22 protein-coding genes are annotated in these 24001 nt (G+C 42.9%); 14 read left to right on the top strand and 8 right to left on the bottom strand.

The window, feature by feature from the left end; translation table 11 throughout:
* The first annotated feature begins 452 nt into the window (after window positions 1–452).
* The 3 genes from VLN09_RS03470 (at window position 453) to VLN09_RS03460 (ending at window position 3324) form a co-directional block, all read left to right on the top strand.
* Complete coding sequence (locus VLN09_RS03470) at window positions 453–1169, top strand: response regulator (RefSeq protein WP_325243801.1); 717 nt, start codon at window positions 453–455, stop codon at window positions 1167–1169.
* A gap of 251 nt (window positions 1170–1420) precedes the next feature.
* Window positions 1421–3106, top strand: coding sequence for an ATP-binding protein (locus tag VLN09_RS03465; protein ID WP_325243800.1), 1686 nt, complete (start codon window positions 1421–1423; stop codon window positions 3104–3106).
* 38 nt (window positions 3107–3144) lie between these two features.
* Window positions 3145–3324: a hypothetical protein gene (locus VLN09_RS03460; RefSeq protein ID WP_325243799.1), complete on the top strand. Its 180-nt coding sequence runs from the start codon at window positions 3145–3147 to the stop codon at window positions 3322–3324.
* 79 nt (window positions 3325–3403) lie between these two features.
* Here the strand turns inward: VLN09_RS03460 and VLN09_RS03455 are convergent, their stop codons facing one another.
* Window positions 3404–4858: an ATP-binding protein gene (locus VLN09_RS03455; RefSeq protein ID WP_325243798.1), complete on the bottom strand. Its 1455-nt coding sequence runs from the start codon at window positions 4856–4858 to the stop codon at window positions 3404–3406.
* 296 nt (window positions 4859–5154) lie between these two features.
* On the opposite strand from VLN09_RS03455, the gene rpsP reads away from it, so the two are divergent.
* The 4 genes from rpsP (at window position 5155) to rplS (ending at window position 7571) form a co-directional block, all read left to right on the top strand.
* A complete protein-coding gene (gene rpsP, locus VLN09_RS03450; protein WP_011281274.1) occupies window positions 5155–5424 on the top strand; it encodes a 30S ribosomal protein S16 in 270 nt (89 codons plus the stop codon).
* Between the two features lie 180 nt (window positions 5425–5604).
* On the top strand, window positions 5605–6138 hold the full coding sequence (rimM, locus tag VLN09_RS03445) for a ribosome maturation factor RimM (RefSeq protein ID WP_325243797.1): 534 nt from the start codon (window positions 5605–5607) through the stop codon (window positions 6136–6138).
* 87 nt (window positions 6139–6225) lie between these two features.
* On the top strand, window positions 6226–6996 hold the full coding sequence (gene trmD, locus VLN09_RS03440; protein WP_325243796.1) for a tRNA (guanosine(37)-N1)-methyltransferase TrmD: 771 nt from the start codon (window positions 6226–6228) through the stop codon (window positions 6994–6996).
* Window positions 6997–7178: 182 nt separating this feature from the next.
* Window positions 7179–7571 carry a 50S ribosomal protein L19 gene (gene rplS / locus VLN09_RS03435; RefSeq protein ID WP_325243795.1) on the top strand — a complete coding sequence of 131 codons (393 nt, stop codon included), beginning with the start codon at window positions 7179–7181 and terminating at the stop codon, window positions 7569–7571.
* Window positions 7572–7837: 266 nt separating this feature from the next.
* On the opposite strand, the gene VLN09_RS03430 is transcribed toward rplS, so the two are convergent.
* A complete protein-coding gene (locus VLN09_RS03430) occupies window positions 7838–8395 on the bottom strand; it encodes a DUF4442 domain-containing protein (protein ID WP_325243794.1) in 558 nt (185 codons plus the stop codon).
* A gap of 422 nt (window positions 8396–8817) precedes the next feature.
* Here VLN09_RS03430 and VLN09_RS03425 point away from each other — a divergent pair, with 422 nt between their 5' ends.
* Window positions 8818–10338, top strand: a complete 1521-nt coding sequence (locus tag VLN09_RS03425; protein ID WP_325243793.1) for a DUF3360 family protein — start codon at window positions 8818–8820, stop codon at window positions 10336–10338.
* Window positions 10339–10492: 154 nt separating this feature from the next.
* Window positions 10493–12337, top strand: a complete 1845-nt coding sequence (gene uvrC, locus VLN09_RS03420; protein ID WP_325243792.1) for an excinuclease ABC subunit UvrC — start codon at window positions 10493–10495, stop codon at window positions 12335–12337.
* A gap of 464 nt (window positions 12338–12801) precedes the next feature.
* On the opposite strand, the gene VLN09_RS03415 is transcribed toward uvrC, so the two are convergent.
* The 3 genes from VLN09_RS03415 to lgt all read right to left on the bottom strand — a co-directional run bounded on the left by VLN09_RS03415 (window position 12802) and on the right by lgt (window position 15239).
* Complete coding sequence (locus VLN09_RS03415) at window positions 12802–13368, bottom strand: dihydrofolate reductase (protein ID WP_325243791.1); 567 nt, start codon at window positions 13366–13368, stop codon at window positions 12802–12804.
* A 43-nt stretch (window positions 13369–13411) separates the two neighbouring features.
* Window positions 13412–14284 (bottom strand): thymidylate synthase, encoded by an 873-nt coding sequence (locus VLN09_RS03410; RefSeq protein WP_325243790.1) that lies wholly within the window; start codon window positions 14282–14284, stop codon window positions 13412–13414.
* Between the two features lie 70 nt (window positions 14285–14354).
* Window positions 14355–15239 carry a prolipoprotein diacylglyceryl transferase gene (gene lgt, locus VLN09_RS03405; protein WP_011514620.1) on the bottom strand — a complete coding sequence of 295 codons (885 nt, stop codon included), beginning with the start codon at window positions 15237–15239 and terminating at the stop codon, window positions 14355–14357.
* A 157-nt stretch (window positions 15240–15396) separates the two neighbouring features.
* On the opposite strand from lgt, the gene VLN09_RS03400 reads away from it, so the two are divergent.
* The 3 genes from VLN09_RS03400 (at window position 15397) to VLN09_RS03390 (ending at window position 19291) form a co-directional block, all read left to right on the top strand.
* Window positions 15397–17067 (top strand): DUF4139 domain-containing protein, encoded by a 1671-nt coding sequence (locus VLN09_RS03400; RefSeq protein WP_325243789.1) that lies wholly within the window; start codon window positions 15397–15399, stop codon window positions 17065–17067.
* A gap of 41 nt (window positions 17068–17108) precedes the next feature.
* Window positions 17109–17969 (top strand): NRDE family protein, encoded by an 861-nt coding sequence (locus VLN09_RS03395; protein ID WP_325243788.1) that lies wholly within the window; start codon window positions 17109–17111, stop codon window positions 17967–17969.
* 227 nt (window positions 17970–18196) lie between these two features.
* Window positions 18197–19291, top strand: coding sequence for an NAD(P)-dependent alcohol dehydrogenase (locus VLN09_RS03390; protein ID WP_325243787.1), 1095 nt, complete (start codon window positions 18197–18199; stop codon window positions 19289–19291).
* Window positions 19292–19385: 94 nt separating this feature from the next.
* Here the strand turns inward: VLN09_RS03390 and VLN09_RS03385 are convergent, their stop codons facing one another.
* Window positions 19386–19907, bottom strand: coding sequence for an RNA pyrophosphohydrolase (locus tag VLN09_RS03385; protein WP_325243786.1), 522 nt, complete (start codon window positions 19905–19907; stop codon window positions 19386–19388).
* Window positions 19908–20414: 507 nt separating this feature from the next.
* On the opposite strand from VLN09_RS03385, the gene VLN09_RS03380 reads away from it, so the two are divergent.
* Window positions 20415–20828, top strand: a complete 414-nt coding sequence (locus tag VLN09_RS03380; RefSeq protein ID WP_325243785.1) for an OsmC family protein — start codon at window positions 20415–20417, stop codon at window positions 20826–20828.
* A gap of 14 nt (window positions 20829–20842) precedes the next feature.
* Window positions 20843–21268: an MAPEG family protein gene (locus VLN09_RS03375; RefSeq protein ID WP_325243784.1), complete on the top strand. Its 426-nt coding sequence runs from the start codon at window positions 20843–20845 to the stop codon at window positions 21266–21268.
* A gap of 49 nt (window positions 21269–21317) precedes the next feature.
* Here the strand turns inward: VLN09_RS03375 and VLN09_RS03370 are convergent, their stop codons facing one another.
* A complete protein-coding gene (locus tag VLN09_RS03370) occupies window positions 21318–22322 on the bottom strand; it encodes a tRNA dihydrouridine synthase (RefSeq protein ID WP_325243803.1) in 1005 nt (334 codons plus the stop codon).
* A 120-nt stretch (window positions 22323–22442) separates the two neighbouring features.
* Entirely contained in the window at window positions 22443–23942 is a 1500-nt protein-coding gene (locus VLN09_RS03365) for a UvrD-helicase domain-containing protein (protein ID WP_325243783.1), read from the bottom strand.
* Window positions 23943–24001: the final 59 nt, after the last annotated feature.

Raw genomic sequence — 24001 nt, 5'->3', positions numbered from 1 at the left:
GGCTGATGCTTTTATCTGCAAGCAACGGATTTTAGCTTTTAGTGGAAAAGCCACTAGTAACAATAGCAATATATGGTTATATTAAGGGTTAGAAATTGGTTTGATAAGTTATAGAGGTGAGCCATTTTATGTGCTTCCTTCAATGATGAGATCGACGATCTAGAGCTTCAGCCACAACAAGGCATTCGCTAGTGAATAAAAATTATTTGATGTTTTTTGACTATGATAAAAGATATGATTTTTGGACGTAAACTAAAGTTTTGATGGTCGTAGTTTATAGGTTTTGTTAACGATTATAAGCTATAGTATAGGAAGCTGCAGGTTTAATAGTATACTGTGCTGCGAAGTTTATAACAGCTATACGAACAGCAATGGCACTGTTTTATGGTGCTATTCATTTTACTGCTCTTATTTTGACTACTTTTAAATGAGATGTATTAGAGGATATAACAATGACAACGAATGATGATGACAACACCCCCCGAATTTTGATTGTTGAGGACGATGAGCGTCTGGCCATGTTGACCCAAGATTATTTGGTCAAGAACGGTCTAGAAGTGGCGATTGAAACAGATGGTAATCGTGCCATTCGTCGTATTGTCAATGAGCAGCCAGATTTGGTCGTACTTGATGTCATGCTTCCAGGTAGCGATGGCTTGACGGTCTGCCGTGAAGTCCGTCCACATTACCAAAACCCTATCTTGATGCTGACTGCGCGCACCGAAGACATGGATCAAGTATTGGGTCTTGAGATGGGTGCGGATGACTATGTTGCTAAGCCTGCTCAGCCGCGTGTTTTATTAGCGCGTATTCGCGCTTTATTACGTCGCTCAGAAAATGTCCCATCAGAAGATGTGCCGCAGCGCTTAGAGTTTGGTGAATTAGTCATCGATAATGGTGGTCGTTCAGTGAATTTAGGTGATGAGTTGGTTGATTTCACCAGTGCTGAATATGATCTACTATGGTTACTTGCTTCTAATGCTGGACGTATCTTGTCACGTGAAGATATCTTTGAGCGCCTACGTGGTATCGAATATGACGGTCAGGATCGCTCTATTGATGTACGTATCTCACGTATCCGTCCAAAAATCGGCGATGATCCAGAAAATCCAAAACGTATCAAAACTGTCCGTAGCAAGGGCTATCTGTTTGTAAAAGAAGGCAACTAATAGCCTATTTCTGCTGTCAGCCCTTAACGTTTATCGTTATTTGATAAAAAACCAGCGTAAAGCTGGTTTTTTATGGTTTAAACTTTAAGTTTTTAACCTTAATTACTACGTTATGTGGTTTAATTAAGCGATAATTTTATATCCAGTTTAATCACCATTTGGTAAATAACGTAGCAAATATTATCCTATATTCGTTAGGATAGGCATCCTTCTATCCATAACTTTTATTCATCAGGTTGGTCACAGCACGTATGTCATTAGTTTCTTCTCTTAAACACAGTATTTTTGTTCGTATTTATGCAGGTCTATTGATAGTCTGCTTATGTGTGGCTTTATTTGCCCAATTATTGATGGATACGATCAATAAGGAGCGTGTGCAATCTTATCGCGAAAATATGGCGACCGGAGCGTTTCATATCGTAAGTGAGGGCTTAGCTCATCAAGAAAATGAAGCGCAACGTGATTATTGGCTGTCTGATGCCAGCAGTTTGTTTGGTTCAGAGTTTAAGATTGTTCCTATCAATGAGATTGACTTTACTGCCAGTGAGCTGCGCCGTTTTGAAAAAGAAAACACGGTCGTTCGCTATTTTAGTCAGCCAACCTATGCTGATGTCTATTATCGTTTGCCAGACAATCAAGGTGTCTTGACTGCTCGTATATCGCAAGTGACTGAACAGCAAGTCAGAGCCATTGCCATATTTTTGCTAGATGATTTGTCTTATTATATTACCTTGTCCGATAAACGCACACGTTTGGCGCAGTTAGAAGAAAAATTCTCGTTCCCTTTAGCATTTAAAGCGGTAACTGCGCTCGATTTAGATCCTGATCAGATGGCACGCTTGCGCCGTGATGAAGTGGTGATCTTGTTGCAAGATACCAATACCAGCACAAAAAACTCATCTATCAAAGTGATTGTACCGTCTGAAATTAGTGATATGGCAATTTTGATCGGTCCAGTACCTTTATTTAATTGGTTCCCACTAAACTTGATTGTCAGTATGATTCTGATTAGCATGTTTTTAATCAGTTTGGGTGTGTATGCACTAATTTTCCCACTCGAACGTAAGCTACAACTGATTCAAGTCGGTGTTAATGAGGTCAGTAAGGGCAATTTAGACAGTCAAGTACAGGTTATTGGTCAAGATGAAATTGCTCGTTTGGCCGCGACTTTTAATGCTATGACCTCTCATATTAAGCGTCTGATTGAGTCGCAGCGCGAGTTGACACGTGCGGTGTCACATGAGCTTCGTACACCGGTGGCTCGTATTCGATTTGCGGTAGATCTGCTGGCTGATACTGATGACGAAGACTCACGCTTTATGCAGCGTGACTATATCGATGAAGATATTGAGTCGCTTAATGGGCTGATTGATGAGATGTTGACCTATGCTAAGCTTGAAGAAGGCTCGCCAAAACTAGATTTGGAGCCAGTCAATCTTCGAGATTTACTTGAGCAGATTGAGCGTGAAACCAATGCCTTGGGCAAACCGATTAAAATTGTTACTAAGCTGCCAAATGCTAAAGTAGAGGCGATAGCAGATAGACGCTATTTACACCGTGTGATTCAGAATTTGGCTGGTAATGCTTTACGCTATGCAGAGAGCACTATTATCATCAGTGCTGGAGTAAAAAAGGGCAATGCCTTCGTCAGTGTTGAAGATGATGGTCATGGTATTCCAGAAGCTGATCGAGAAAAAGTCTTTATTCCATTCTCGCGCTTGGATGACAGTCGCACGCGTGCGTCAGGTGGCTATGGTTTGGGCTTGTCTATCGTGTCTCGTATTGCTTTTTGGTTTAATGGTCGTATGAAGGTGGATGAGAGCCGTGATCTTGGCGGCGCGCGCTTTGTGATGACATGGCCTATCAAGCCATTGACACAAATCCTTGCAGCTGATGAATTGACGCAAGAAAAGAGCGAACGTGATTTTGATGCTTAAGCACCGTTGATATATTCTTTAATGGAGGAGGGCATAAGATGCCGTATTTATTTGGGGTTTTAGTGGTATTAAATGCTGTAATGCTAGGATATTATTTATTCTTACAGCAGCCAAGTGCCACTCAGACGCTAAAAGCGGCACAGGATGAGATTACCCAGCCTCTAGCGTTCGCTAACAGTGCTGAGTATATTCCACCTGTCATCGGTAGTAAGGAATAAGTATTATAACGTGAGCAATTTCTTATTTTTTAAAAACAACGATAGCTCATTGTTGCTTTTTTAGTATTATTGATTGGCACTATTCAATAACGGGCTTTGTAGCGGGATTAATATCCACAGGCTGTTCTCCGGTAACTTTGGAGATAAGCGGAATTCGAATACAGACCTGTAGACCACCATCTGGATGGTTGATAGCCTCAACTGTTCCATGATGTAAGCGTGCGATACGGTCGACAATTGCTAAGCCAAGACCACTGCCTTGAGTGGTACGCGCTGACTCGCCACGCTCAAAAGGCTGCATAACGCGCTCAAGTTGGTCTTCTGCCACCCCGCTACCACAGTCTCGCACACATATAACTAATTGCTCTTTTGCTTCTTTATTGACCGTATTCTCAGTCACGACGTCGCTGTACTCTATCACCTCTTTTTCTACAAAGGTTGGCATGACAACAGCGGAAAGATAAATAGGCGGCTCACCATAACGCTTGGCATTATTGACTAGATTGATAATCAAGCGTTTAATCGACATTGGGCGTACGGGCACAAGCTTGCTACATTCTGACTGATAAATAAACTCTAAGGGCGCAAACTGCACCATAATTTCATTAAATATGGTATCCAAATTGGTGAGGCGTACAGGCTCATCGGAGCCATCTTTCATAAATGAGATAAATTGCTCTAAAATCGCATCCATATCTTCAATATCGTAAATCAACCCTTCACGAAAAAAATCATCTGGCAGCATCTCAGCGGTCAGTCGCATACGAGTTAACGGCGTACGCAAATCGTGTGAGATACCCGCTAGCATAATCGTACGCTCTTTTTGTGCTTGGTTAAGCGTGGTAAACAGACGGTTAAAAGCCATGTTTACTTGGCGAATTTCGGTAGGACCATGACGGGTCGGTAGCGTTGTCGCATGACCTAAGCTGATATAATTGGTGGCAGCTCGTTGCAGGTAACGCAGGGGACGATTTAACTGACGCGCCAATAAAATAATCGTCAGCAGTGTCAAAATTGGTAGTCCAAATAAAAACAATATTAATAAAGTTGGGCTGTACTGCGAATAATAGACCACCGGTTCGCGTATCCAAAAACTGCTATCACGACTGTCTTGTACCCAAAGCTGCGGAGTCGGTTTAAACTTAAAATACACTTCAACTGGTCGTCCTAACTGTGCACCAATTTCACGTTGCAATACATCCGTAAAAACACTAACAAAAGCTTTGTCAGCAACTTCTGGAAAGTCGCTTGGATTATCCACCACTACTACATGTGAGTGCTGATAAATCCACTGCCGGACTTCAGGATTGTCCCGCCAGTCTCGATTGGCGCTGTTCATCAGCCTTAATTCGCTGGTCAAATAGCGCGCATGGCTTTTGAGCTCTGGTAAATATAGACTGCGCCAAAAAAATAAAATAGACACCCCAACGCTGATGAGAACAATAAAAGCCACCATTAAAGTGGTCAGCAGACTATTAGAGTAAGAGCGGGGTAACCAGCTTTTATGAGGCAATGGTGGGTTTGGCGTGGTCATAGGAGTCCAAGGTAGTGTGATGCGGCGATAAATATGACTACTAGAATAGCATAATCGACTAATGACGCTGCTAGCTTTCATCGCCAACGCTGGCAATATCATCCGCTCAAGATAAAGGCATATGATAGAGAAGTAGCCATCATATTAGCAGCGTGAATGATGAATCTTATTTACAGTCATAACGATTTAAGCTATTGTTAATAAATAATTAAATAAGCACAGTTTATGTTTTCAATAAAATAAGACTGTGGTATAATTATGCCCTTTTTGGTATACCTGCGAAAGAGAGAATTCACATGGTTGTTATTCGTTTAGCACGGGGCGGTGCCAAGAAACGCCCATTTTATCAAGTAGTTGTTGCTGATCAACGCCGCGCGCGTGACGGTCGCTATATTGAAAACATCGGCTTTTTTAACCCACTCGCTAAAGATTCTGAAGAAGCAGTGCGCTTGAACATGGAAGCGTATAATGCGTGGGTCGCAAAAGGTGCACAACCTTCTGATCGCGTTGCTTCATTAGCAAAAGCTTATAATAAGTCTGCTGCTCAAACTGAAGCTACTGCTTAAGTTTTGGCTGCAACATACTGATAGCGCATTTGCTGCGTCAATCAGTTGGCTTAAGAATACCTAGCGTAACTGGTCTAACCAGGGTACGCCATTAACTGTTTATCGCTTTTGACTACGTTTATCGTTTTTAATGGCTTTTTATTTATCATCGCTGTTTTCATCATTGTTAGGTTAGCTGTTATGTCTTCTGCTCCAAACGCTAGTGCCCTTATGAAAATTGGTCAGCTCAAAAAGCCTTATGGCATCAAAGGTTGGCTTTGGGTATTTAGTGAAACAGACGATCGTCCGGCGATATTTGACATCAAGCCTTGGTGGATGAAAACCGCTACCGGTATGAAACCTTTGACAGTAAAGGCTTGGCGTGAGCAAGGCACAGGAATTGTGGCTCAGTTTGAGCAGATTCCTGATCGCAATGTTGCTGAGACCATGAACGGGGTAACTCTTTGGGTCGAGCAAGACATCTTGCCAGAACCTGCTGAAGATGAATACTACTGGTCGGATTTGGTCACTCTGCGCGTTATTAACGAGCAGGCTGAGTATCTAGGCGATATTACTGAGATGTTTGAGACTGGCGCCCACGCGATCATGCGGGTTGCGGCAACTTCAGACAGCTTGGATAAAGAAGAACGTCTGATTCCATGGCACAAGCAAACTGTAGTGAAGGTCGATCTGACTGAAAAAACAGTGCTGGTGGCATGGCCAAGTGATTATTGATAATAGTTTTAACTTTGCGGTTAAGCTTTATCAGTAATAACACCGATTTATTTAGCCAATATTAGCCACTGCGCAAGTAGACATTCGATGTATTTTGCCGTTATTAGTATTTTTCCTGAGATGTTTGCTACGATTCGTGAGTTTGGAATCACAGGTCGGGCAGTCACTCAGAAGAAAGTGACGATTGAATGCATTAACCCGCGTGATTATACCAGTGATAATTATCGCCGTATTGATGAACGTCCGTATGGTGGCGGTCCTGGCATGGTGATGATGGCTGAGCCATTATCACAAGCAATTGAGAATGCGCGCCTGCGAGCCAGTCAGCATGGTTGCCGTGTCGACAAAGCGCATTGTCCGGTGATTTATATGTCACCACAAGGACAGACGCTGAGCGAAAGTAGTGTGGTTGATATGACTGAGTATGACGGCATGATTATATTATGTGGTCGTTACGAAGGCATTGATGAGCGCTTACTGTCGCAATATGTCGATATGGAGATATCGCTTGGTGATTACGTGCTTACCGGTGGTGAGCTACCAGCAATGGTGCTAATGGATAGTGTGATACGTCGTTTGCCGGATATTATGGGCGACGACAAGTCAGCTGAGCAAGACTCGTTTGTCGATGGCTTGCTTGATTGTCCACACTATACTAAGCCGCATGAGTTTGCGGGTATGGCAGTGCCTGAAGTGTTACTTTCAGGTCATCATGCCAATATCGCTCAGTGGCGCTTTCGTCAGCAAGTCGAACGTACGCAAACGCGGCGTCCTGACTTATGGCAAGCGTTTACGCCGACGGTAGAGCAAGCAAAATGGCTAAAAGCATTGGCAAAAGCAGATAAAAAACAGCGTTGATAGCGGTTAAAAAGATAAGCAGTTAAGTAATAAAATTTTGAGCAACAACAAAACGAGTCATAGCATAATGGCCGTTTGTCATAACCCACTTACGTTGTGTCTCATTAAAAAGATACGATCCATTATTACAAACAGGTGATATGCGTCAAGCCTCTATTATCTAATGTGAGGAGATAACTCTCATGAGCAACAAGCATCCATTGGTTCAGGTCATCGAAAATGCTCAATTGATTGAGCGCCCAAGCTTTGCACCCGGCGATACCGTTGTGGTTCAAGTAAAAGTACGTGAAGGTGAGCGTGAGCGTTTACAGGCTTTTGAAGGCGTTGTAATTGCTAAGCGTAACCGCGGTTTAAACTCAGCGTTTACCGTACGTAAAATCTCAAGCGGCGTTGGTGTTGAGCGTGCATTCCAATTGCATTCACCAATCATCGATAGCATTGAAGTGAAACGCCGTGGTGCTGTTCGCCGTGCGAAACTATACTACTTACGTGAGCGCTCTGGTAAATCAGCACGTATCCGCGAGAAGCTTGCTCCGCGTGCACCTAAAGTTGTTAAGCCAAAAGCTAACGCTTAGATTATATCCAGTATCTGGTTTTAAGCATTGTGCTTAATATCGCTTTATTGCCAAGCCGTTATTATGCGATTCGGTAATAAAGAAGCAGATACAAGCCCTTATTCATAGGTTTATCATATAAATAAGCGGGTCATACCAAAAAAGACAAAACCCCAATCTGTGCGTATGCCAGATTGGGGTTTTTGTTTGTATTACTTTAAATTATAAAACGCTTTAATTAATGCGCTTTAAATCGAAAATTTAAATGACAGCTTTAAAAGTTGCCTTTAATCCTCAAAATTTTCAATACGGCTATTTTGGTCTTTAGATTTGCTGTACTTACGCAGACGTATGTATAGCGTCTTGGTGACGATAGCGATCGTCTTTTGCTGATCGTCGACGATATCTACTTGGTATTCGCGAAAGACGGGTTCACCCTCTTTTGCTAACTCTTGAATGGTCTTGATTTCATTGCTAGGAATTTTCATGCGGGCGGTCACTTTGCTATTGCCCGGCGCGATAAATTCAATATGTGAGCTTTTATCCCAAACGACATAGCTGCTACCCAGCTGGTGCATGAGCATGAGCATATAGAAGGGATCAACCATTGAATATAAGCTGCCCCCAAACTGCGTACCGACGATATTTTTATTGAGACTATTGAGTCCCATGCTCACTACGCATAGGCCTTGGTCAAGATTGATATGCTCAATCTTGATGCCGGCACCTATATATGGTGCGTAGGTATTGATACGCAGCTTAAGCAAATAAGGCGTCAGCAATGGCATGATATTTTTTTTGGCGTTACGTTTTAGCATTTCAAGATTTTTGGGCAGTAAACTCATCAATATTTCCTATTGGTTTTCCGGTTTTGCTGATCTTATTATATGGGTTGTTCTTATTATATGAAGTCGACCTTACGGCAGTGCTTGCCGCTTTCAAATGCGTGTTATAAAAAAATGAGCCGTAAAAAGATATTTATCATAGTGAAAAATACCCAAGCTCACCAGCTTTAAAGCGTAACAAAAGCAAAATGAGTATGATAACGCGTATTCTTGAAATAGATTCATTACCTTTTTATAAGTGTTACGCGGTAAGCCATAATAAATTTTTTCATAACGATACGTATGGTATCTTTTAATATATAAAGCCTCGCATTATCCTTATCGATGCCTTACAATAGCCGCAATTTTGTTTTGGGCATCTCTATGTATCATCTGATAGGGTAGTAGAGCCGCTCAAACCTTAGTCGACATAAGGAAATGTGATGAGTGGTACACAGCTTCCCGCCTCAGGGTCCAATACGCAACACCCAACCCCTTCTGATAACGATTTGCAAGATAGCTATGTAGATTTACATAAGCCCAGTTCAAGTTTTAAAAATCGTAATGCTTACCTCAATCATGAATTACAAATCATGCAGCCGAAGCGTTGGCGTGCCAATCTGCCGTTCCGCGATTATCGTTTTGAGTATGAAGATACTATCCCAGCGATGGCAGCAACCATTGGTAAAGTGGTAATGGTGGGCGCCATCGCGGCAACTTTTGCAGGGCCGCTTGGTTTGGGTGATGCGTTTATCTTAGAAAACGTCCGTTATGAGTTATTGATTGTTTCGTTCTTCATTATCTTGTTTTCAGGATTCTTACTACCAACAGCCAATCTTGCTGGTACTCACGGGCCACTTATTCCACTGATTCCCATTGTGGTTGCTGCAGGTGGGCATCCAATGGCTTTTGGCCTAATGATTGGTGCTTTTGGTCTACTGCTTGCTATTAGTAAAGGGGGTAGCTTACTTGCCAATTTAACCAGTAAAGGTGTGTGCGGTGGTCTTTTGATTTACTTGGGCTTTATCGGTACCACTTCACAGGTCAAGAACCTCTTTGCTTGGGCAGAAGGGATTGGCATGTCGCACATTGCTTTCTTTATTATTCTGGCGACTATCCTGCTATATGCATTACTTGAACACTGGCAAAAACGCTGGCTTGCGGTTCCGCTCAGCTGTTTTTTAGGTGGCGGTCTCGCATTTGCATTAGGCGCACCTTTTGCGTTTAAAACTGCACCAGGTCTACCGCATATGAACCCGATGTATTGGTGGGGTGAGAACACAGGTTGGATGTTAGGGCTACCAACGGTTGAAAGCTTTATCGTAGTACTACCGTTTGCTATTTTGGCGGTTGCTATGTGGTCACCAGACTTTTTGGGTCATCAAGTATTCCAAAAAATTAGCTATCCCAAACGTACTGAGCGCGTGCTGATGGATATCGATGACACCATGACCAGTGCTTCATTTCGTCAGGTAGTCGGATCTGTGTTGGGCGGTGCGAACTTTGCATCATCTTGGGGAACGTATATTGTTCCTGCGGCGATTGCTAAGCGTCCGATTCCTGCAGGTGCTTTATTGACGGCTCTATTCTGTATCATCGCAGGTGTTTGGGGCTATCCGATGGATTTGGCCATTTGGCAACCAGTGATGTGCGTGGCATTGATTGTGGGTGTGTTTATCCCACTATTAGAGGCTGGCATGGAGATGACCCGCGAAGGTAAAACCACGCAGTCTGCTGCTATTGTGGTGTTTGCTTCTGCATTGGTTAACCCAGCCTTTGGTTGGTCGCTCACGTTATTGCTTGATAACTTGGGCTTGATTGGCTCTAAAGAACGTAGTGCCAATTTGACTAAAATGAGCCGTTGGATTATTCCGGTAATTACTTTTGTCATATTAACCGGTGTGATGGCTATCGTCGGTATGTTGCCAGGTATTCCGGCACTATTGCCAAATTTCCGCCATTAGAGTTATTATTAAGAGTGATTATTATTTTTGCGAAAAGTCAGCCTCGGAGCTGGCTTTTTTTATGGTTATTGCTAAGCTGATAACGATTCTTGTAAAACGCGTACTATCGCCCCATAAATATCTGTATATCAGTATCTTGAGAGCAATAAATTCTATGGTTAATGTCTCCGCATCAAGTCCTGTCGACGATAAAAAATCCCGTCTAAAGCATCTCATTCAGCGCCTGCCAAATTTGCCAGGGGTGTACAAAATGCTGGGTAAAAATGGCGATATTCTATATGTTGGTAAAGCTAAGTCGCTAAAGAGTCGCGTTAACAGCTACTTTGCTAAGACGATTGACCATCCAAAAACACGGGCGCTGGTCGCGCGGATACATAATATCGAAACCATTATTACCCGTAGTGAGACCGAGGCGTTACTGCTCGAGCAAAATCTGATTAAAGAGCATCGTCCGCCTTATAACGTGCTACTGCGTGATGATAAATCCTACCTTTATGTGTTTATTTCAGCGGATAAGCCTTATCCAAGATTGGCTTATAGTCGTGGTAAAGGCAATCATCAAAAAGGTCGTTTTTTCGGTCCTTTTCCCTCAGCTCATGCCGCAAAAGAAACACTGGTGCTCATGCAAAAGATGTTTCAAATGCGTCAATGTACCAATACCTTTTTTAAACAGCGTAAGCGCCCTTGTCTTGAATATCAGATTAAGCGTTGCCGTGCGCCCTGTGTGGGCTTGGTATCAGCCGAAGAGTATGCAGAAGATGTCAGCAATACCATTCGTTTCCTAAAAGGCGATTCTAGCGATATTCATAGCGCTTTGATTGAAAAAATGGAAGCTTCTGCTGAAGAGTTAGACTTTGAAAAAGCGGTATTTTATCGCGATCAGTTGTCTATGCTGCGCGAAGTACAAGCGAAGCAAGCCGTTTATACCGTGCAAGGGGAGGCAGATGTGATTGCTATTGCCAGTCAAGCAGGCATGACCTGTGTCAACGTATTGACTGTCCGTGGTGGGCGAGTGCTAGGTGGTAAGAACTACTTCCCTGATGTGGATAGCAGTGAGCCGCTGGCTGATAATCTATCGGCATTTATTACCTCATTTTATTTTCAGGTGACAGATGACTTGCCAGCTGAAATCATGCTGAGTCATGAATTACCGGATCAGGTTGCGGTCAGTGAAGCACTGGCGAGCCATTTTGGCAGTAAAGTCGTCATTAAAACTAGCGTTCGTGAGCACCGTGCCGAATGGTTAGATTTAGCGAAGCTCAATACCAATAATGCGCTAAAAACCAAACTTGGCGATTACTTAGAGCTGCATGCGCGTTTTGGTGCGTTAAAAGATGTCTTGACTGAAGTCACGGATCGTACCATTGACCGTATCGAGTGTTTTGATATCTCGCATACGATGGGCGAGGCTACCATTGGTAGCTGTGTTGTCTTTGATCAAGGTGGTTCGCGTCGTCGTGATTATCGTCAGTATGCGATTCATGACATTGTCGGCGGCGATGATTATGCGGCGATGAAGCAAGTGCTGACACGCCGTTATAAAAAACAACCACTGCCTGATTTGCTGCTTATAGATGGCGGTAAAGGTCAACTTGGAATAGCAAAAGAAGTACTAACCGAGTTGGGTATTCTTGGCGATACTTTGCTTATTAGTGTAGCAAAAGGGGAAGGGCGAAAGGCGGGGCTTGAGGTACTGCATTTTATCGATCATGAGCCGCTTGATTTGCCTATGGACAGTAAAGCGCTGCATTTATTGATGCACATTCGTGATGAGGCGCATCGTTTTGCGATTACGGCACATCGTAAGAAGCGCGATAAGCGTCGTTCATCGTCAGTGTTAGAAGTGATTCCGGGGCTGGGTGAAAAGCGCCGCCGCGATTTACTCAATCATTTTGGCGGATTGCAGCAATTGCTTGGTGCCTCGCAGCAAGAGCTGGCAGGCGTACAAGGTATTGGACCAGTACTCGCAAAAACCGTTTATAAAGTGCTGCATGAGTAGCTTTATTTTTAACATAAAAAAAGACAACAACCATTAGGCTGTTGTCTTTTTAGTATTAGAAAATTTTAATTATTAAAAATCAAAACTCAACTGCTGATTTGGATAACTGCGGCAATGCTCGCAAACGTGTTCCCAACAATTAAATCTATATCTCCAGTACCAACGTACGTGCACAGCTTTAGGATAACCGCATTGAATGGCCATTATGACCTCCATAGTTATGATGAAAATATCACAACAATGGAGACGTAGACGTTTATTAGCATTTGCTATAAAATATATGAACCCTACCAAGGTAAATAAACTTTATGCTTCAGCTAACAATGGAGTCTAGCTCCATAGTTGTCTTATCTAAAAGTTTTTTGAGCTCAGCAATTAATTTTGCTGAGCTTTTTTAATTTTCCATATTTGGCTTCTCCTCTTAAGTTATATCTTATTAAAGTTGAATAGAAGACTAAACGACGTTAGGCTTCTACTTTATAAGTCACAAATCTAAAATCTAACGCGCTCTTTTCATCATGCATTTGCTCAGATTCTTCCGCTACTGCAAACTCACTTGGCAATTCAGGATAAAAGGCATCGCCATCAGTGATTTCAGTATCTACGTGGGTTAACTCGATACGATCCGTGTACATCAACGCATCACTAAACACGCGCTCGCCGCCAATTACCCAAATCGTATCAAGATGCGCACCATGAGCAAGGCTTGCTGCTTGTGTTAAGGCATCGTCGAAATTATGCATAACATAAGCTTTGTCACTGCCGACTAAGCCTTTTTGCTCAGCATAATCCAGCTGGGTACTGATAATAAAGCTCACACGTTTCGGCAAAAGCTTGCTGCCCATAGACTCAAACGTCTTGCGACCCATAATGACGATACCTTGTATCGCGCCATCATTTGGTTTGGTCGTCATCTTTTTAAAATGCTGCAAATCAGCTGAGATATGCCACGGTAGAGCATTTCCTTTGCCGATACAGCGATTGCTACTAATAGCTGCGATTTGGGCAACTTCGGTGTTAGCATAGCTCATAAATTATCCTTTGCTAATTTTTAAATATGGTTTGAAACAGACGCTATACTGCAACTTGCGCTTTAATCGCTGGGTGCGACTCATAGCCATCGACGCTGATATCATCGTATTTGAAATCAAAGATATCTTTCACATCAGGGTTAAGCGCTAATGTTGGTAGCGTATAAAGCTCACGAGTTAGCTGCAGCTCCACTTGCTCACGGTGGTTTTGATAAATATGGCAATCGCCACCGGTCCAAATAAATTCACCGATTTCTAAGTGACAAACTTGTGCCACCATATGGGTCAACATGGCATAGCTTGCGATATTAAAAGGTACGCCCAGAAATAAATCCGCTGAGCGCTGATAGAGTTGGCAGGAGAGCTTATTGTCCGCGACAAAAAACTGAAACATCGTATGACAAGGTGGCAAAGCAACTTGATCTGCTTCACTTGGATTCCAGCCAGAAACAATCAAGCGCCGCGAGTTAGGATTAGTCTTTATTTGCTCAACCACTTGTGCGATTTGATCGACACCATCAGCATGATAAGCACCGTCATCAGCTTTAGTAGCACCATAATTACGCCATTGGTGACCATAAATAGGACCTAAGTCGCCAGCAGGACGATTAAAGCGTGCGGTTTGCTCGCTAGTTGCCCATTCATTCCAAATGCGTACGCCGTTTTGTTGTAAATAATCGACGTGGGTACTGCCACTTAAAAACCATAGAAGCTCATAAGTGATGGATTTAAGATGAACTTTTTTGGTGGTTAATAAGGGAAAACCATCGGCTAAATTAAAACGTAGCTGCGCGCCAAAATGGCTAAGCGTACCGGTTCCAGTGCGGTCGCCTTTTTCAGTGCCTTCACTCATGACAAGGCGAAGCAGGTCTAAATAGGCTTGCTCGTTTTTAACTATAGAGCTGTTCATGGTCATAAAATTACTCTTTGCGCTTTAAAGTGTCTCATCAAAATCATGCTTAACAGGTGTCCGATAAACGTACAGTTTAATAAGCTGCTTGCTTACCCCAATCATAAATACCACGCTTATAAGCATAAATCAGCATAATCAAGCCGGCAATAATCATCGGTGCGCTTAATAGTTGACCTTTGGTCATCCAACCTAATAGGATAAATCCTTGATCAACGTCTGGCTGGCGGAAGAATTCGATGATAAAGCGGCTGATACCATAACCTAGTAAGAACACAGCAGAGGCTGCCATACGTGGACGCGGCTTTGATGAATACCACCATAAGAAGATAAATAGTAGCAGACCTTCGGCAAAAGCTTCATATAGCTGTGATGGGTGACGAGGCAGCACATACTGACCATTGACCTCAATCATCAACTCTTGCAATTGTGGATTACTCTGTAATTGCTCCATATCAAAGGCAGCGGCTTGCGGAAAATAAGTCAGCCAGTTATAGCCACCGTCTGATACGCGTCCCCATAACTCGCCATTAATATAGTTACCAATGCGACCAAATAGTAAACCGGTTGGTACACAAGGCACGATAAAATCGAATACTTGGAAGGCTGTTTTTTTATATTTACGAGCAAAAAACCACATGCCTACCATGACACCGATAAAGCCACCATGGAAAGACATGCCACCTTCCCAAACTTTTAATAAATAAGCAGGGTTTTGTAGTAGCTCGCCAAACTGATAAAACAGCACATAGCCAATACGACCGCCTAAAATCACACCAAGCGCACCATAAAATACCAAATCAGACACCATATCGGTGGTCCAATTGTCACGTTTGCTGCTGCGATACCAAGCTAGACCAAAAGCGGCAGCAAATGCTAGCAAATACATCAAGCCATACCAGTGTACTTCTACTGGACCCAAGGACAGCGCTACAGGATTGTACTGAGGATGAATTATCATAAGGGCATCATAATTATTGGTAATTAAATGCTGTCTATAATAGCAAAATTCATCCCTTGCGAACACTATGATAAATGTATGGTTCATTGAATGAATAGCAAAGCGTTAAAAAAACCGATAAGATGAAAAAAAGCGCGTCAACTTCTAAGGAATTATCATGTCTGCTACCGTATCATCACGATCATTTTTGCACGATAAACGGTTAATCACCGCAGTTGATGTGCAAACGACAAACCTTAAGCGAAACAGATTATCATTATCCTTATTGTGTACAGTCGCATCAGGCTTCAGTTTTTTTGTGCCAGTGACGGCGCAAGCATCAACCAGTAGTATCGAACAAATTACCATTTATCAAGGCTTAGCCAGTGTGACTCGCGCATTGCCCATCAGTGGCACAGGTGAGCAGACACTGATTTTTTCTTGTCTTTCTCCTGCAATCGAACCCGACAGTATTAGTGTGCAAGCACTGGGTAATGTCAATATCGGTGAAGTTAGTATCCAAACCTTGAGTGGTGAGCAGGCAGCGCAGTGCCAGTATCAAGGGGCAGCTAACGTACAGACTCAGCAGAATAATCTAGCGGATATCAGTGCTGAATTAGAAGCCGCACGCCTGACTAAAGCCTATTTGCAAAACCTAACCAAAGTCACGCAAATCAGTACTGCTGGCACCCTTGCTAATAATGCACGCGATTTAGAGACGCAAGCGGCAAGTATCAATAAAAAAATAGTAGAGCTACAAAAACGAGAAGCCCGTGCCAAAGACGATTTAAATCAGCTGGTTGCTGGCAGTACGACCTCGGTACAAAATAATGTCACTCAAGTCAGTGTGCGTACCGCCAGCCGTTCTGCCAGTAGTGTGAAATTGCATTATCAAGTACGTGGCGCCAGTTGGGAGCCGACGTATCAAGCGCGTTTAAATACTGATAATAAACAGCTCAATATCACCGCCTCTGCCGTCATCGCCCAACAAACGGGCGAGAATTGGAATAACGTGCCGGTTATCTTAAGTACGGTTAATCCCAATCAAACGACGACCAGCCAGCTACCAAGAGTCGAGCGTTTATCATTATATGAAGAAGAGCAAGCTAAGTTAAGCCGTTATGCACAACCAATGATGGAAGGTGCTCCAGTGGTCGTTTCTGCGAGAGACAGTTATGGCGGTGCAGAAAATATGGCGCCGCTGCCAAGCTTTACGGTTAGTAGTCAAAATAAAAATGGTATTACCGAGTATCGCTTACCGCAGCGCGTCAGTATTCCTAGTGATGGCAGGCGTGTACGCACTATTATTGATGAGCAGTCTGGCACCAGTAAGCTATGGCTACGTAGTACACCGAGTGCCGAAGCTGCTGCTTATTGGTATGCATCTGCGCCGTTTTTGACGCCAGCTTGGGCGGATGGTTCATTGCAACTCTATCGCGACGATAATTATGTTGGTCAATCACGCTATGATTATCAGAGTCTAAAAGAGCAGGGCATTGGTTTTGGTATTGACCCGAGTCTGCTGGTGAAACAGCTGACTGATGAAGACAAAAAAGGTGATAAAGGGGTGTTTAATCGTCAACAAACCAAAACTATCATTCAGGCTTATCAGTTTACTAATCAGCACAATCGTAGTGTGCGTATGCAAGTGTTAGGCGCAGAACCTGTGAGTAGCGATGACAACATTAAAGTGAGCGCAACGCATACACCAGCGATTAGTAAAAAAGATTGGAACGATAATAAAGGCATGGTCGCGTGGGAGTTTGATTTACCAAGTAAACAATCTCAGGTGCTGCAATCTACTTATCAGATTAGCTATCCTGCGGATAAAAAATTAAACACCAACTAAGTGCTAACACTTTAATATAAATACTAATATCAAGGAAAACTATGTGTATTGTCGCTGTTGCTTGGCAGTTGTTTGATGAGCTGCCTTTAGTGTTATTGTCCAATCGCGATGAGTTTTTACAGCGCCCGACAGAACCGCTACATCAATGGGAGGATAAGCCTATTTTTGCAGGGCGCGATGAGCAAAGTGGCGGTACGTGGTTAGGTATTCATCAAGCAGTGAGGTCAGAAACGCAGCAAGCACAATCAGCTACTTATCAACATAACGGTCGCTGGGCAGCAGTATTGAACTTTCGCGATGGTGTGCAGGCAAGTAACGATGAGCGCTCGCGTGGTGAATTGGTCGCTGACTTTTTGACCAGTTGCTTAAGTCCGATGGATTTTGCACGGCAAATCAGTCTACAAGACTACGCTGGGTTTAATCTTATTATCGGTGACACAGCACAAGCGGTTGTCGTTAATAATCGTGGTCATGCGCCGACACCCTTATATGCAGGCTTGCACGTATTTTCTAATGGTCAGCCAGAAGAGGGTTGGTTTAAGACAGAGCGTTTGCGTGGTCGTTTACGTCAAGAAGTGCTAACGCTCATAGCTGAGGACAGTACTCCTGAATATTGGCAAGAGGCTGCTTTTAACGTTCTATCTGATACCACGCTAGCTCCGACGGATAAGCTGCCAGATACTGGAGTGCCTATTGAAATCGAACAGGCTTTGTCTTCAATCTATATTGAGCCTACTTCTTTAGCCAATCTTGAGACAAATATACCCACTTATGGTACCCGGACCCAAAGTATTTTAACGTTGTATAATAAAAGCAACGATCATTCGCAATCTACCGAATTACAAGCGACTCATTATGTTCGATTAGACAGTCGAGAACATCAACATAGTATGATCAAATAACATATGAGTTTTTTATCGCTCCTTGTGTAGGTTTAATGATTGTTAAAATCAGAGATTCGATGCTCAATATTTAGCAGTTAATAATAGATAGAAATTAAAACCTTAATTTAATTATGGATTTTACTGCAAATTACTATTACTATTCATAATAATATGGATTATTATGAATATATCTCTTGCTAAGTCTACGTTGGCTAAGCAAATATTGACAATACAAGGAATGTGAAATGAGCATGATGAAATCGCTGATCTTTATTGAGCCAGGTAAAATTGAGATTGTAGAGAAAAAGATTCCTGATGTAGGGCCGAATGATGCGCTATTAAAAATTACGACAACCACAATTTGTGGTACCGATATTCATATTTTTAAAGGTGAGTATCCTGTTGCCAAAGGGCTGACTATTGGTCATGAGCCGGTAGGCATTATTGAAAAATTAGGCTCGGCGGTGCAAGGCTATACAGAAGGACAACGAGTCATCGCTGGCGCGATTTGTCCAACATTTACCTCCTATGCTAGCCAAGACGGCTTTCCCTCACAAGATGGCGGCTATCTTGATGCTGATGGCAAATGCTCTTGTCATGGTTATAAAGCTACTGGTGGTTGGCGCTTTGGTAATCACATTGATGGTACGCAAGCAGAATATGTGCTAGTGCCTGATGCACAGGCCAATCTATGTCCAGTGCCGGACGGTCTTACCGATGAGCAAGTACTGATGTGCCCTGATATTATGTCGACAGGATTCAAAGGTGCGGAGAATGCCAATATTAACATTGGTGACATCGTTGCAGTATTTGCACAAGGGCCTATTGGCTTATGTGCTACTGCTGGGGCAAGGCTCAAAGGTGCTTCTACTATCATCGCCATTGACGGCAACAATCAACGCTTAGCGATGGCTAAAAAGATGGGCGCTGATATCACCCTTAACTTCAATGAAGTGGATGTAGTGGATGAAGTATTAAAACTTACAGGTGGACGCGGTGTTGATAGCAGTATCGAAGCACTTGGTTTAAAATCCACCTTTGAGCAGGCGCTTAAAGTACTAAAACCAGGTGGCACACTATCTAGCCTCGGTGTTTATTCTGAGGATTTAGTCATTCCAATAGCGAATTTCGCTGCTGGTCTTGGCGATCACACGATTCGGACGGCTCTATGTCCAGGCGGTAAAGAGCGTATGCGCCGTTTAATGAATGTCATTGAAACAGGACGTGTGGATTTATCAGAAATGGTCACTCATACTTATGCTTTAGATGACATCATAGAAGCATATGACTTATTTATGCATCAGCGTGATGGCGTCTTGAAAATTGCTATCAAACCATAAATTTAGCACTTATAAATACAAAAGAGCCTGTATCACTGGATACAGGCTCTTTTGTATTCGCTATTGAAAAATAATAAACAATAAGTCTAAGAATTTATTCTACCAACAAATGATTGTTTTGTTCTGGAATAATAAGTCCTTGTTGGAGCGGTAGTTCGGGCACCAATTCTTGCAAGGCGCGACGGTATACTCCGCGTTTAAAGTGAATCACTTGTCCAAGTGGATACCAGTAGCTGACCCATTGCCAGTTATCAAACTCTGGTTTCCCCTCATCAAAGCGGATGTGTTGAGTATTCGACTCATCTAAGCGTAGCAAAAACCATTTTTGTTTTTGCCCAATACACAAAGGATACTGCCCATGCCGCACGTAACGTTTTGGCAGACGATAGCGCAACCAATCTTGCGTGACCGCCAACAGATCGACATGGCGTGGATGTAGACCGACCTCTTCCCAGAGCTCGCGATACATCGCATCCATCGGTGTCTCCCCACGGTCGATACCGCCTTGAGGGAACTGCCAAGCGTTGTGACCAATACGTTTTGTCCACAGAACTTGCCCTTGTGTATTTGCCAAGATGATGCCGACATTGGCACGAAAGCCGTCTGCATCTATCATGACTTAACCTTTTAAAATGTTCAAAATAGCTTATTTCAACAATGTAAAGTAACAGCAATCGTAATTATTATAGGGTAACTGTTATCGATATTTTGGCAAAATAAGATTCATTACCGTTATTAAACCAAGAAACAAGCAAAATGTGTAACAGTATTTTGCTATAAAATGTTTCACAGCTTTAATGATTTAAAATCAATTGTTTATCAACGAGTATTTAAACAAACTTTTGTAAATTTATTAGAATAAACATAGGATTGAAGTCGTGTCTTTGAATGAGCTTTTAGCATGGTGGTATACGAGCAAATAGCGCACAGGCATATAATCAATCATACAAGATACTGGCTTTATAAAATCTCGTTTTGGCTTATGCTACACTGGCGACAGAAAGAGTTTTTTTAGAAAACAAGAATTGGCACTATGTTGTTTAAGATCGTGTTAATTAAAATCGCATTAACTAAAAAGCATGCCAATTAAAAATCGAACTAATTAAAACAAGGAATATTAAAAATGTCAGAATCTAAAGCAAGCGTTACATGGCAACAAGACAAAGCTTTTATGGGCGTATCACCGTCAGGGCATAATGTACAAATTGATGCCGATAAAGAAAAAGGCGCAAGCCCAATGGAGCTGATTTTGTTGGGACTGGGCGGTTGTGCTAGCTATGATGTGGTGGCGATTTTGCAGAAATCTCGTCAAGATGTGACAGATGTACGTTGTGAGCTGACTGCTCAACGTGCCGAAACCGTGCCAGCAGTCTATACCGACATTCATATGCATTTTGTCGTGACCGGTCAAGACGTCAAAGACAGCCAAGTAGAAAAAGCCATTAAATTATCCGCAGAAAAATACTGCTCAGCCAGTCGTATGTTGGTACAAGGCGGGGTCAATGTGACGCATGACTTTGAAGTTATCGCAGGATAAAGGCGAATATATTGATGAATTTATTCTTAGGATTGGTCTCTGATACCGCAGCATCAGCCATTTGGGCAATGGTAGTAGCGAGTCTGTTGCCATTAACGATGGCATTGACTGCAAAAATGCTCGGCGGTTTTAATTTGGCTGATAATGCCCATCCTCGAGATTTTTTACAAGCTACGACAGGGGCAGCGGCACGCGCTAATGCCGCGCAGCAGAACAGCTATGAGACTTTACCGGTATTCTTAGCCGCAGTCTCGGCAGCGATGCTGTTTTTTGTGCCACAGATGATTGTGAATACATTGGCTTGGCTATACGTGCTCATTCGTATTGGTTTTTGCGTTGCTTATATCACAAATTTAGCGATGTTCCGCTCCATTCTTTGGGGTCTTTCTATTGCCTGCTGTCTCATGCTCTTTTATTTAGCAATTCGAGTCAGTGCGTAGTAGCAGCTGATTGAAAAAACTAATGTTTATAAGATAAAAGTAGCTAACGTTACTGTGCACTCATTTGTAGTGCGCTAATGATAGCTGCTTTATTTTTTTCCCTTTTAATACTATCCCATAATATCTTTGCCTCGCTATAGCCTTTGGTTAGCATAGCTAACCACTGCTTATAACGACCAACCAATACGATATCACTTTTTGCCTCGCCTTGCAGAAACTTAATTTGATGCGCAATCAGCTCTTGCCATAATAATGTCGTCGTATTATTCAAAATCTCACTATCGTCTTTATCAATTCGCGCGATCAAGTCAGGATAGGTCACAGCCCCACGTCCCAGCATTAAATGCCTTGTTCCTGACTGTGCCATACAGTTTTGTGCGTGCTCACTATTCCATATCTCACCATTGGCAATCACTGGAATATCAAGGATATTAAAGCTTTGAATCTTATTCCAATAAGCAGGCGGTTTATAACCTTGGGTTTTTGTGCGCGCATGAATGGTCAGCCAATCTGCACCGCTCGCATCAATAGCGCCACGAATATCATCCATGCGACTGGTATCGGTATAACCCAAGCGAATCTTCGCTGATACGGGTATATTGGCAGGCACGGCTTGTCGTACCGCGCTAATAATGTCGTACATCACTTCAGGCTCATCAAGCAACACTGAGCCACCACGATGGCTATTGACCGTTTTGGCAGGACAACCAAAGTTGATATCAATCGCAGGCGCACCTAACTCACAAGCATAGGCCGCGTTTTCTGCCATCAATTGCGCTTCACTACCAAGTAACTGAATATGAATCGACGTACCGGATGCGGTCTTGGCATCATGATGCAGCTCAGGCACGTATTTATAAAACACATGTGCAGGCAAGACATGCTGAGTAACCCGAATAAACTCACTCACCGACCAATCATAAGGGCGACCAACATCCGCTGCGATTTGGGTCAAAATTTGCCGCATTAATGGATCAGTTAAACCTTCCATAGGGGCAAGAAGACGGACGGGACTAGCAAATAATTGCTTTATGGTCGTTTGACGCTGTTGCATTGCTTGAGATAAAGCGTGCGGTAAGATATCAGTTTGTTGGGTATTCATGGCTTATTACTTATTAATATAAAGTCATTATAAATTGGCATCGTGGAACATCTCTAGTAGCTGATAAAAAGGTTAAGAATTACCAAAAATAACCTTTTTACCCGTCTGCAAACCTGATATCAAATCTTTAATATTATGAATATCTAAGTTGCTTTGAGCACGTGTGCAAGCAACGTAGAGCAAGCGCAGTTCTTCTGGGCTTATCTTTACCGCATTGGTGGTCACATCATAATAAAAGTCGTCATCGAGCTGTACTTTTCCCCACTCAAGTCCTTTGGCTTTATGAGCCGTCGAGATGACATAGTCGGCATTTTCAATACTCGATAGGCTATTGACCGCTTGGCTTAAGACATTAGTGCCATGGTCATCGACCAGTTTCACTAAAGTTTTTAGGTCGCTACCTTCATTGGTTTCAGAGTACTCTTGCACATCAGACCAATTATAAAAATATGCCAACTCAGGTACACCGTATGCCGATTTACCATTTTTTAAGTTTTCGGCTGCCTGACAGAATTTTAGCATGCGATCCGTATCGGCTTGTAGAGCGACTCTATGCCCAAGCTTTAGACCCGTTAGTAACTGCGACATCGCAGCAGCATTGGTACGGCAAAGAATGGCATCTTTTTTACTATGTACCATGCCTTTGTCGGTAGAGGACTGCTTATTTGGATTGCCTTTAAGCGGTACATCTTCTTGCAGTGCCTTTAATAGTGTATTGGCAATCTCAGCAATTGGTTCGCCAAAACGAAAAGACTGGGTTAATAAGGTTTGTGGCAATGGCAGTTTTTTCATGGCATTAACCGCACCGCGCCATTCATAAATCTGCTGGTGAGCGTCACCCACGTAGATGACTTGGCGTGGCTGCTGGGTCAAAATACCCATCATAAGCGGGTCAGCATCTTGCGCTTCATCGAATAAAATAAAATCTGCTGGGATACTGGGTTTTGATAATGCCCAAAGTTTTAGATAAATATCATGACCAATACCAGCAGGATGGCGTGCATCAATCGACTGTAGCCAGCGCTGCTCAACAGCAGGATAAAGCATCTCGCGCAGCTGTTCAGCATCCGAGCCATCAAGCCAGCTTGGGAATAATATGTGCCTTGGCGCAGGGTAGCTGGCATGTGTGCTACAAAAATTACTGATAGCATCACTAACGAAGCGTGATAATCGTGCTGGGGTGAGCGTAATATATTTATTGACGCCGTCCATCTGCCTGCGTACTTGTACGGGTTGTAAGCCCAAATCATCACCTAAACGCTTAGGCGAAAAGCGCGGTAATGATAGTTTTGCGGTGATATCACGGGCAACATGACGGTAGGCAAGTGAGTGAAAGGTACGGCACTCTACATGAGGCGGAAATTTTGCGCGGGCGTCATTGGCAATGGTTTTATTAAAGGCTAAGTACAAACCGCGTCCACGCAAACGCTCACCAATCAATTTTAGCGTGGTTGTTTTACCGGCACCGGCGTAGGCGACCACTTTAAACGACTTGTGATCCATCGCCATATTGAGGGCGCTGAGCTGCTCGTCAGTGGGATCGCTCATATAAGCTGGCATAGATGCGGACATAGCAAAGCTACCTAAAAAACTAAAAGATTATAAAAAATAAGAGAGGTAAAAAAAGCCAC

This window comes from Psychrobacter sp. (genome assembly GCF_035469765.1).
In the GTDB taxonomy this organism is placed as follows: Bacteria; Pseudomonadota; Gammaproteobacteria; order Pseudomonadales; family Moraxellaceae; genus Psychrobacter.
Note: the sequence above shows the minus strand (reverse complement) of the source record. Positions and strands in the feature narration are given on the sequence as shown.

Excerpts from the sequence above, each read along its gene's own strand:
- VLN09_RS03470 (WP_325243801.1), top strand. The coding sequence starts at position 453 with ATGACAACGAATGATGATGACAACACCCCCCGAATTTTGATTGTTGAG.
- VLN09_RS03465 (WP_325243800.1), top strand. The coding sequence starts at position 1,421 with ATGTCATTAGTTTCTTCTCTTAAACACAGTATTTTTGTTCGTATTTAT.
- VLN09_RS03460 (WP_325243799.1), top strand. The coding sequence starts at position 3,145 with ATGCCGTATTTATTTGGGGTTTTAGTGGTATTAAATGCTGTAATGCTA.
- VLN09_RS03455 (WP_325243798.1), bottom strand. The coding sequence starts at position 4,858 with ATGACCACGCCAAACCCACCATTGCCTCATAAAAGCTGGTTACCCCGC.
- rpsP (WP_011281274.1), top strand. The coding sequence starts at position 5,155 with ATGGTTGTTATTCGTTTAGCACGGGGCGGTGCCAAGAAACGCCCATTT.
- rimM (WP_325243797.1), top strand. The coding sequence starts at position 5,605 with ATGTCTTCTGCTCCAAACGCTAGTGCCCTTATGAAAATTGGTCAGCTC.
- trmD (WP_325243796.1), top strand. The coding sequence starts at position 6,226 with ATGTATTTTGCCGTTATTAGTATTTTTCCTGAGATGTTTGCTACGATT.
- rplS (WP_325243795.1), top strand. The coding sequence starts at position 7,179 with ATGAGCAACAAGCATCCATTGGTTCAGGTCATCGAAAATGCTCAATTG.
- VLN09_RS03430 (WP_325243794.1), bottom strand. The coding sequence starts at position 8,395 with ATGAGTTTACTGCCCAAAAATCTTGAAATGCTAAAACGTAACGCCAAA.
- VLN09_RS03425 (WP_325243793.1), top strand. The coding sequence starts at position 8,818 with ATGAGTGGTACACAGCTTCCCGCCTCAGGGTCCAATACGCAACACCCA.
- uvrC (WP_325243792.1), top strand. The coding sequence starts at position 10,493 with ATGGTTAATGTCTCCGCATCAAGTCCTGTCGACGATAAAAAATCCCGT.
- VLN09_RS03415 (WP_325243791.1), bottom strand. The coding sequence starts at position 13,368 with ATGAGCTATGCTAACACCGAAGTTGCCCAAATCGCAGCTATTAGTAGC.
- VLN09_RS03410 (WP_325243790.1), bottom strand. The coding sequence starts at position 14,284 with ATGACCATGAACAGCTCTATAGTTAAAAACGAGCAAGCCTATTTAGAC.
- lgt (WP_011514620.1), bottom strand. The coding sequence starts at position 15,239 with ATGATAATTCATCCTCAGTACAATCCTGTAGCGCTGTCCTTGGGTCCA.
- VLN09_RS03400 (WP_325243789.1), top strand. The coding sequence starts at position 15,397 with ATGTCTGCTACCGTATCATCACGATCATTTTTGCACGATAAACGGTTA.
- VLN09_RS03395 (WP_325243788.1), top strand. The coding sequence starts at position 17,109 with ATGTGTATTGTCGCTGTTGCTTGGCAGTTGTTTGATGAGCTGCCTTTA.
- VLN09_RS03390 (WP_325243787.1), top strand. The coding sequence starts at position 18,197 with ATGAGCATGATGAAATCGCTGATCTTTATTGAGCCAGGTAAAATTGAG.
- VLN09_RS03385 (WP_325243786.1), bottom strand. The coding sequence starts at position 19,907 with ATGATAGATGCAGACGGCTTTCGTGCCAATGTCGGCATCATCTTGGCA.
- VLN09_RS03380 (WP_325243785.1), top strand. The coding sequence starts at position 20,415 with ATGTCAGAATCTAAAGCAAGCGTTACATGGCAACAAGACAAAGCTTTT.
- VLN09_RS03375 (WP_325243784.1), top strand. The coding sequence starts at position 20,843 with ATGAATTTATTCTTAGGATTGGTCTCTGATACCGCAGCATCAGCCATT.
- VLN09_RS03370 (WP_325243803.1), bottom strand. The coding sequence starts at position 22,322 with ATGCAACAGCGTCAAACGACCATAAAGCAATTATTTGCTAGTCCCGTC.
- VLN09_RS03365 (WP_325243783.1), bottom strand. The coding sequence starts at position 23,942 with ATGTCCGCATCTATGCCAGCTTATATGAGCGATCCCACTGACGAGCAG.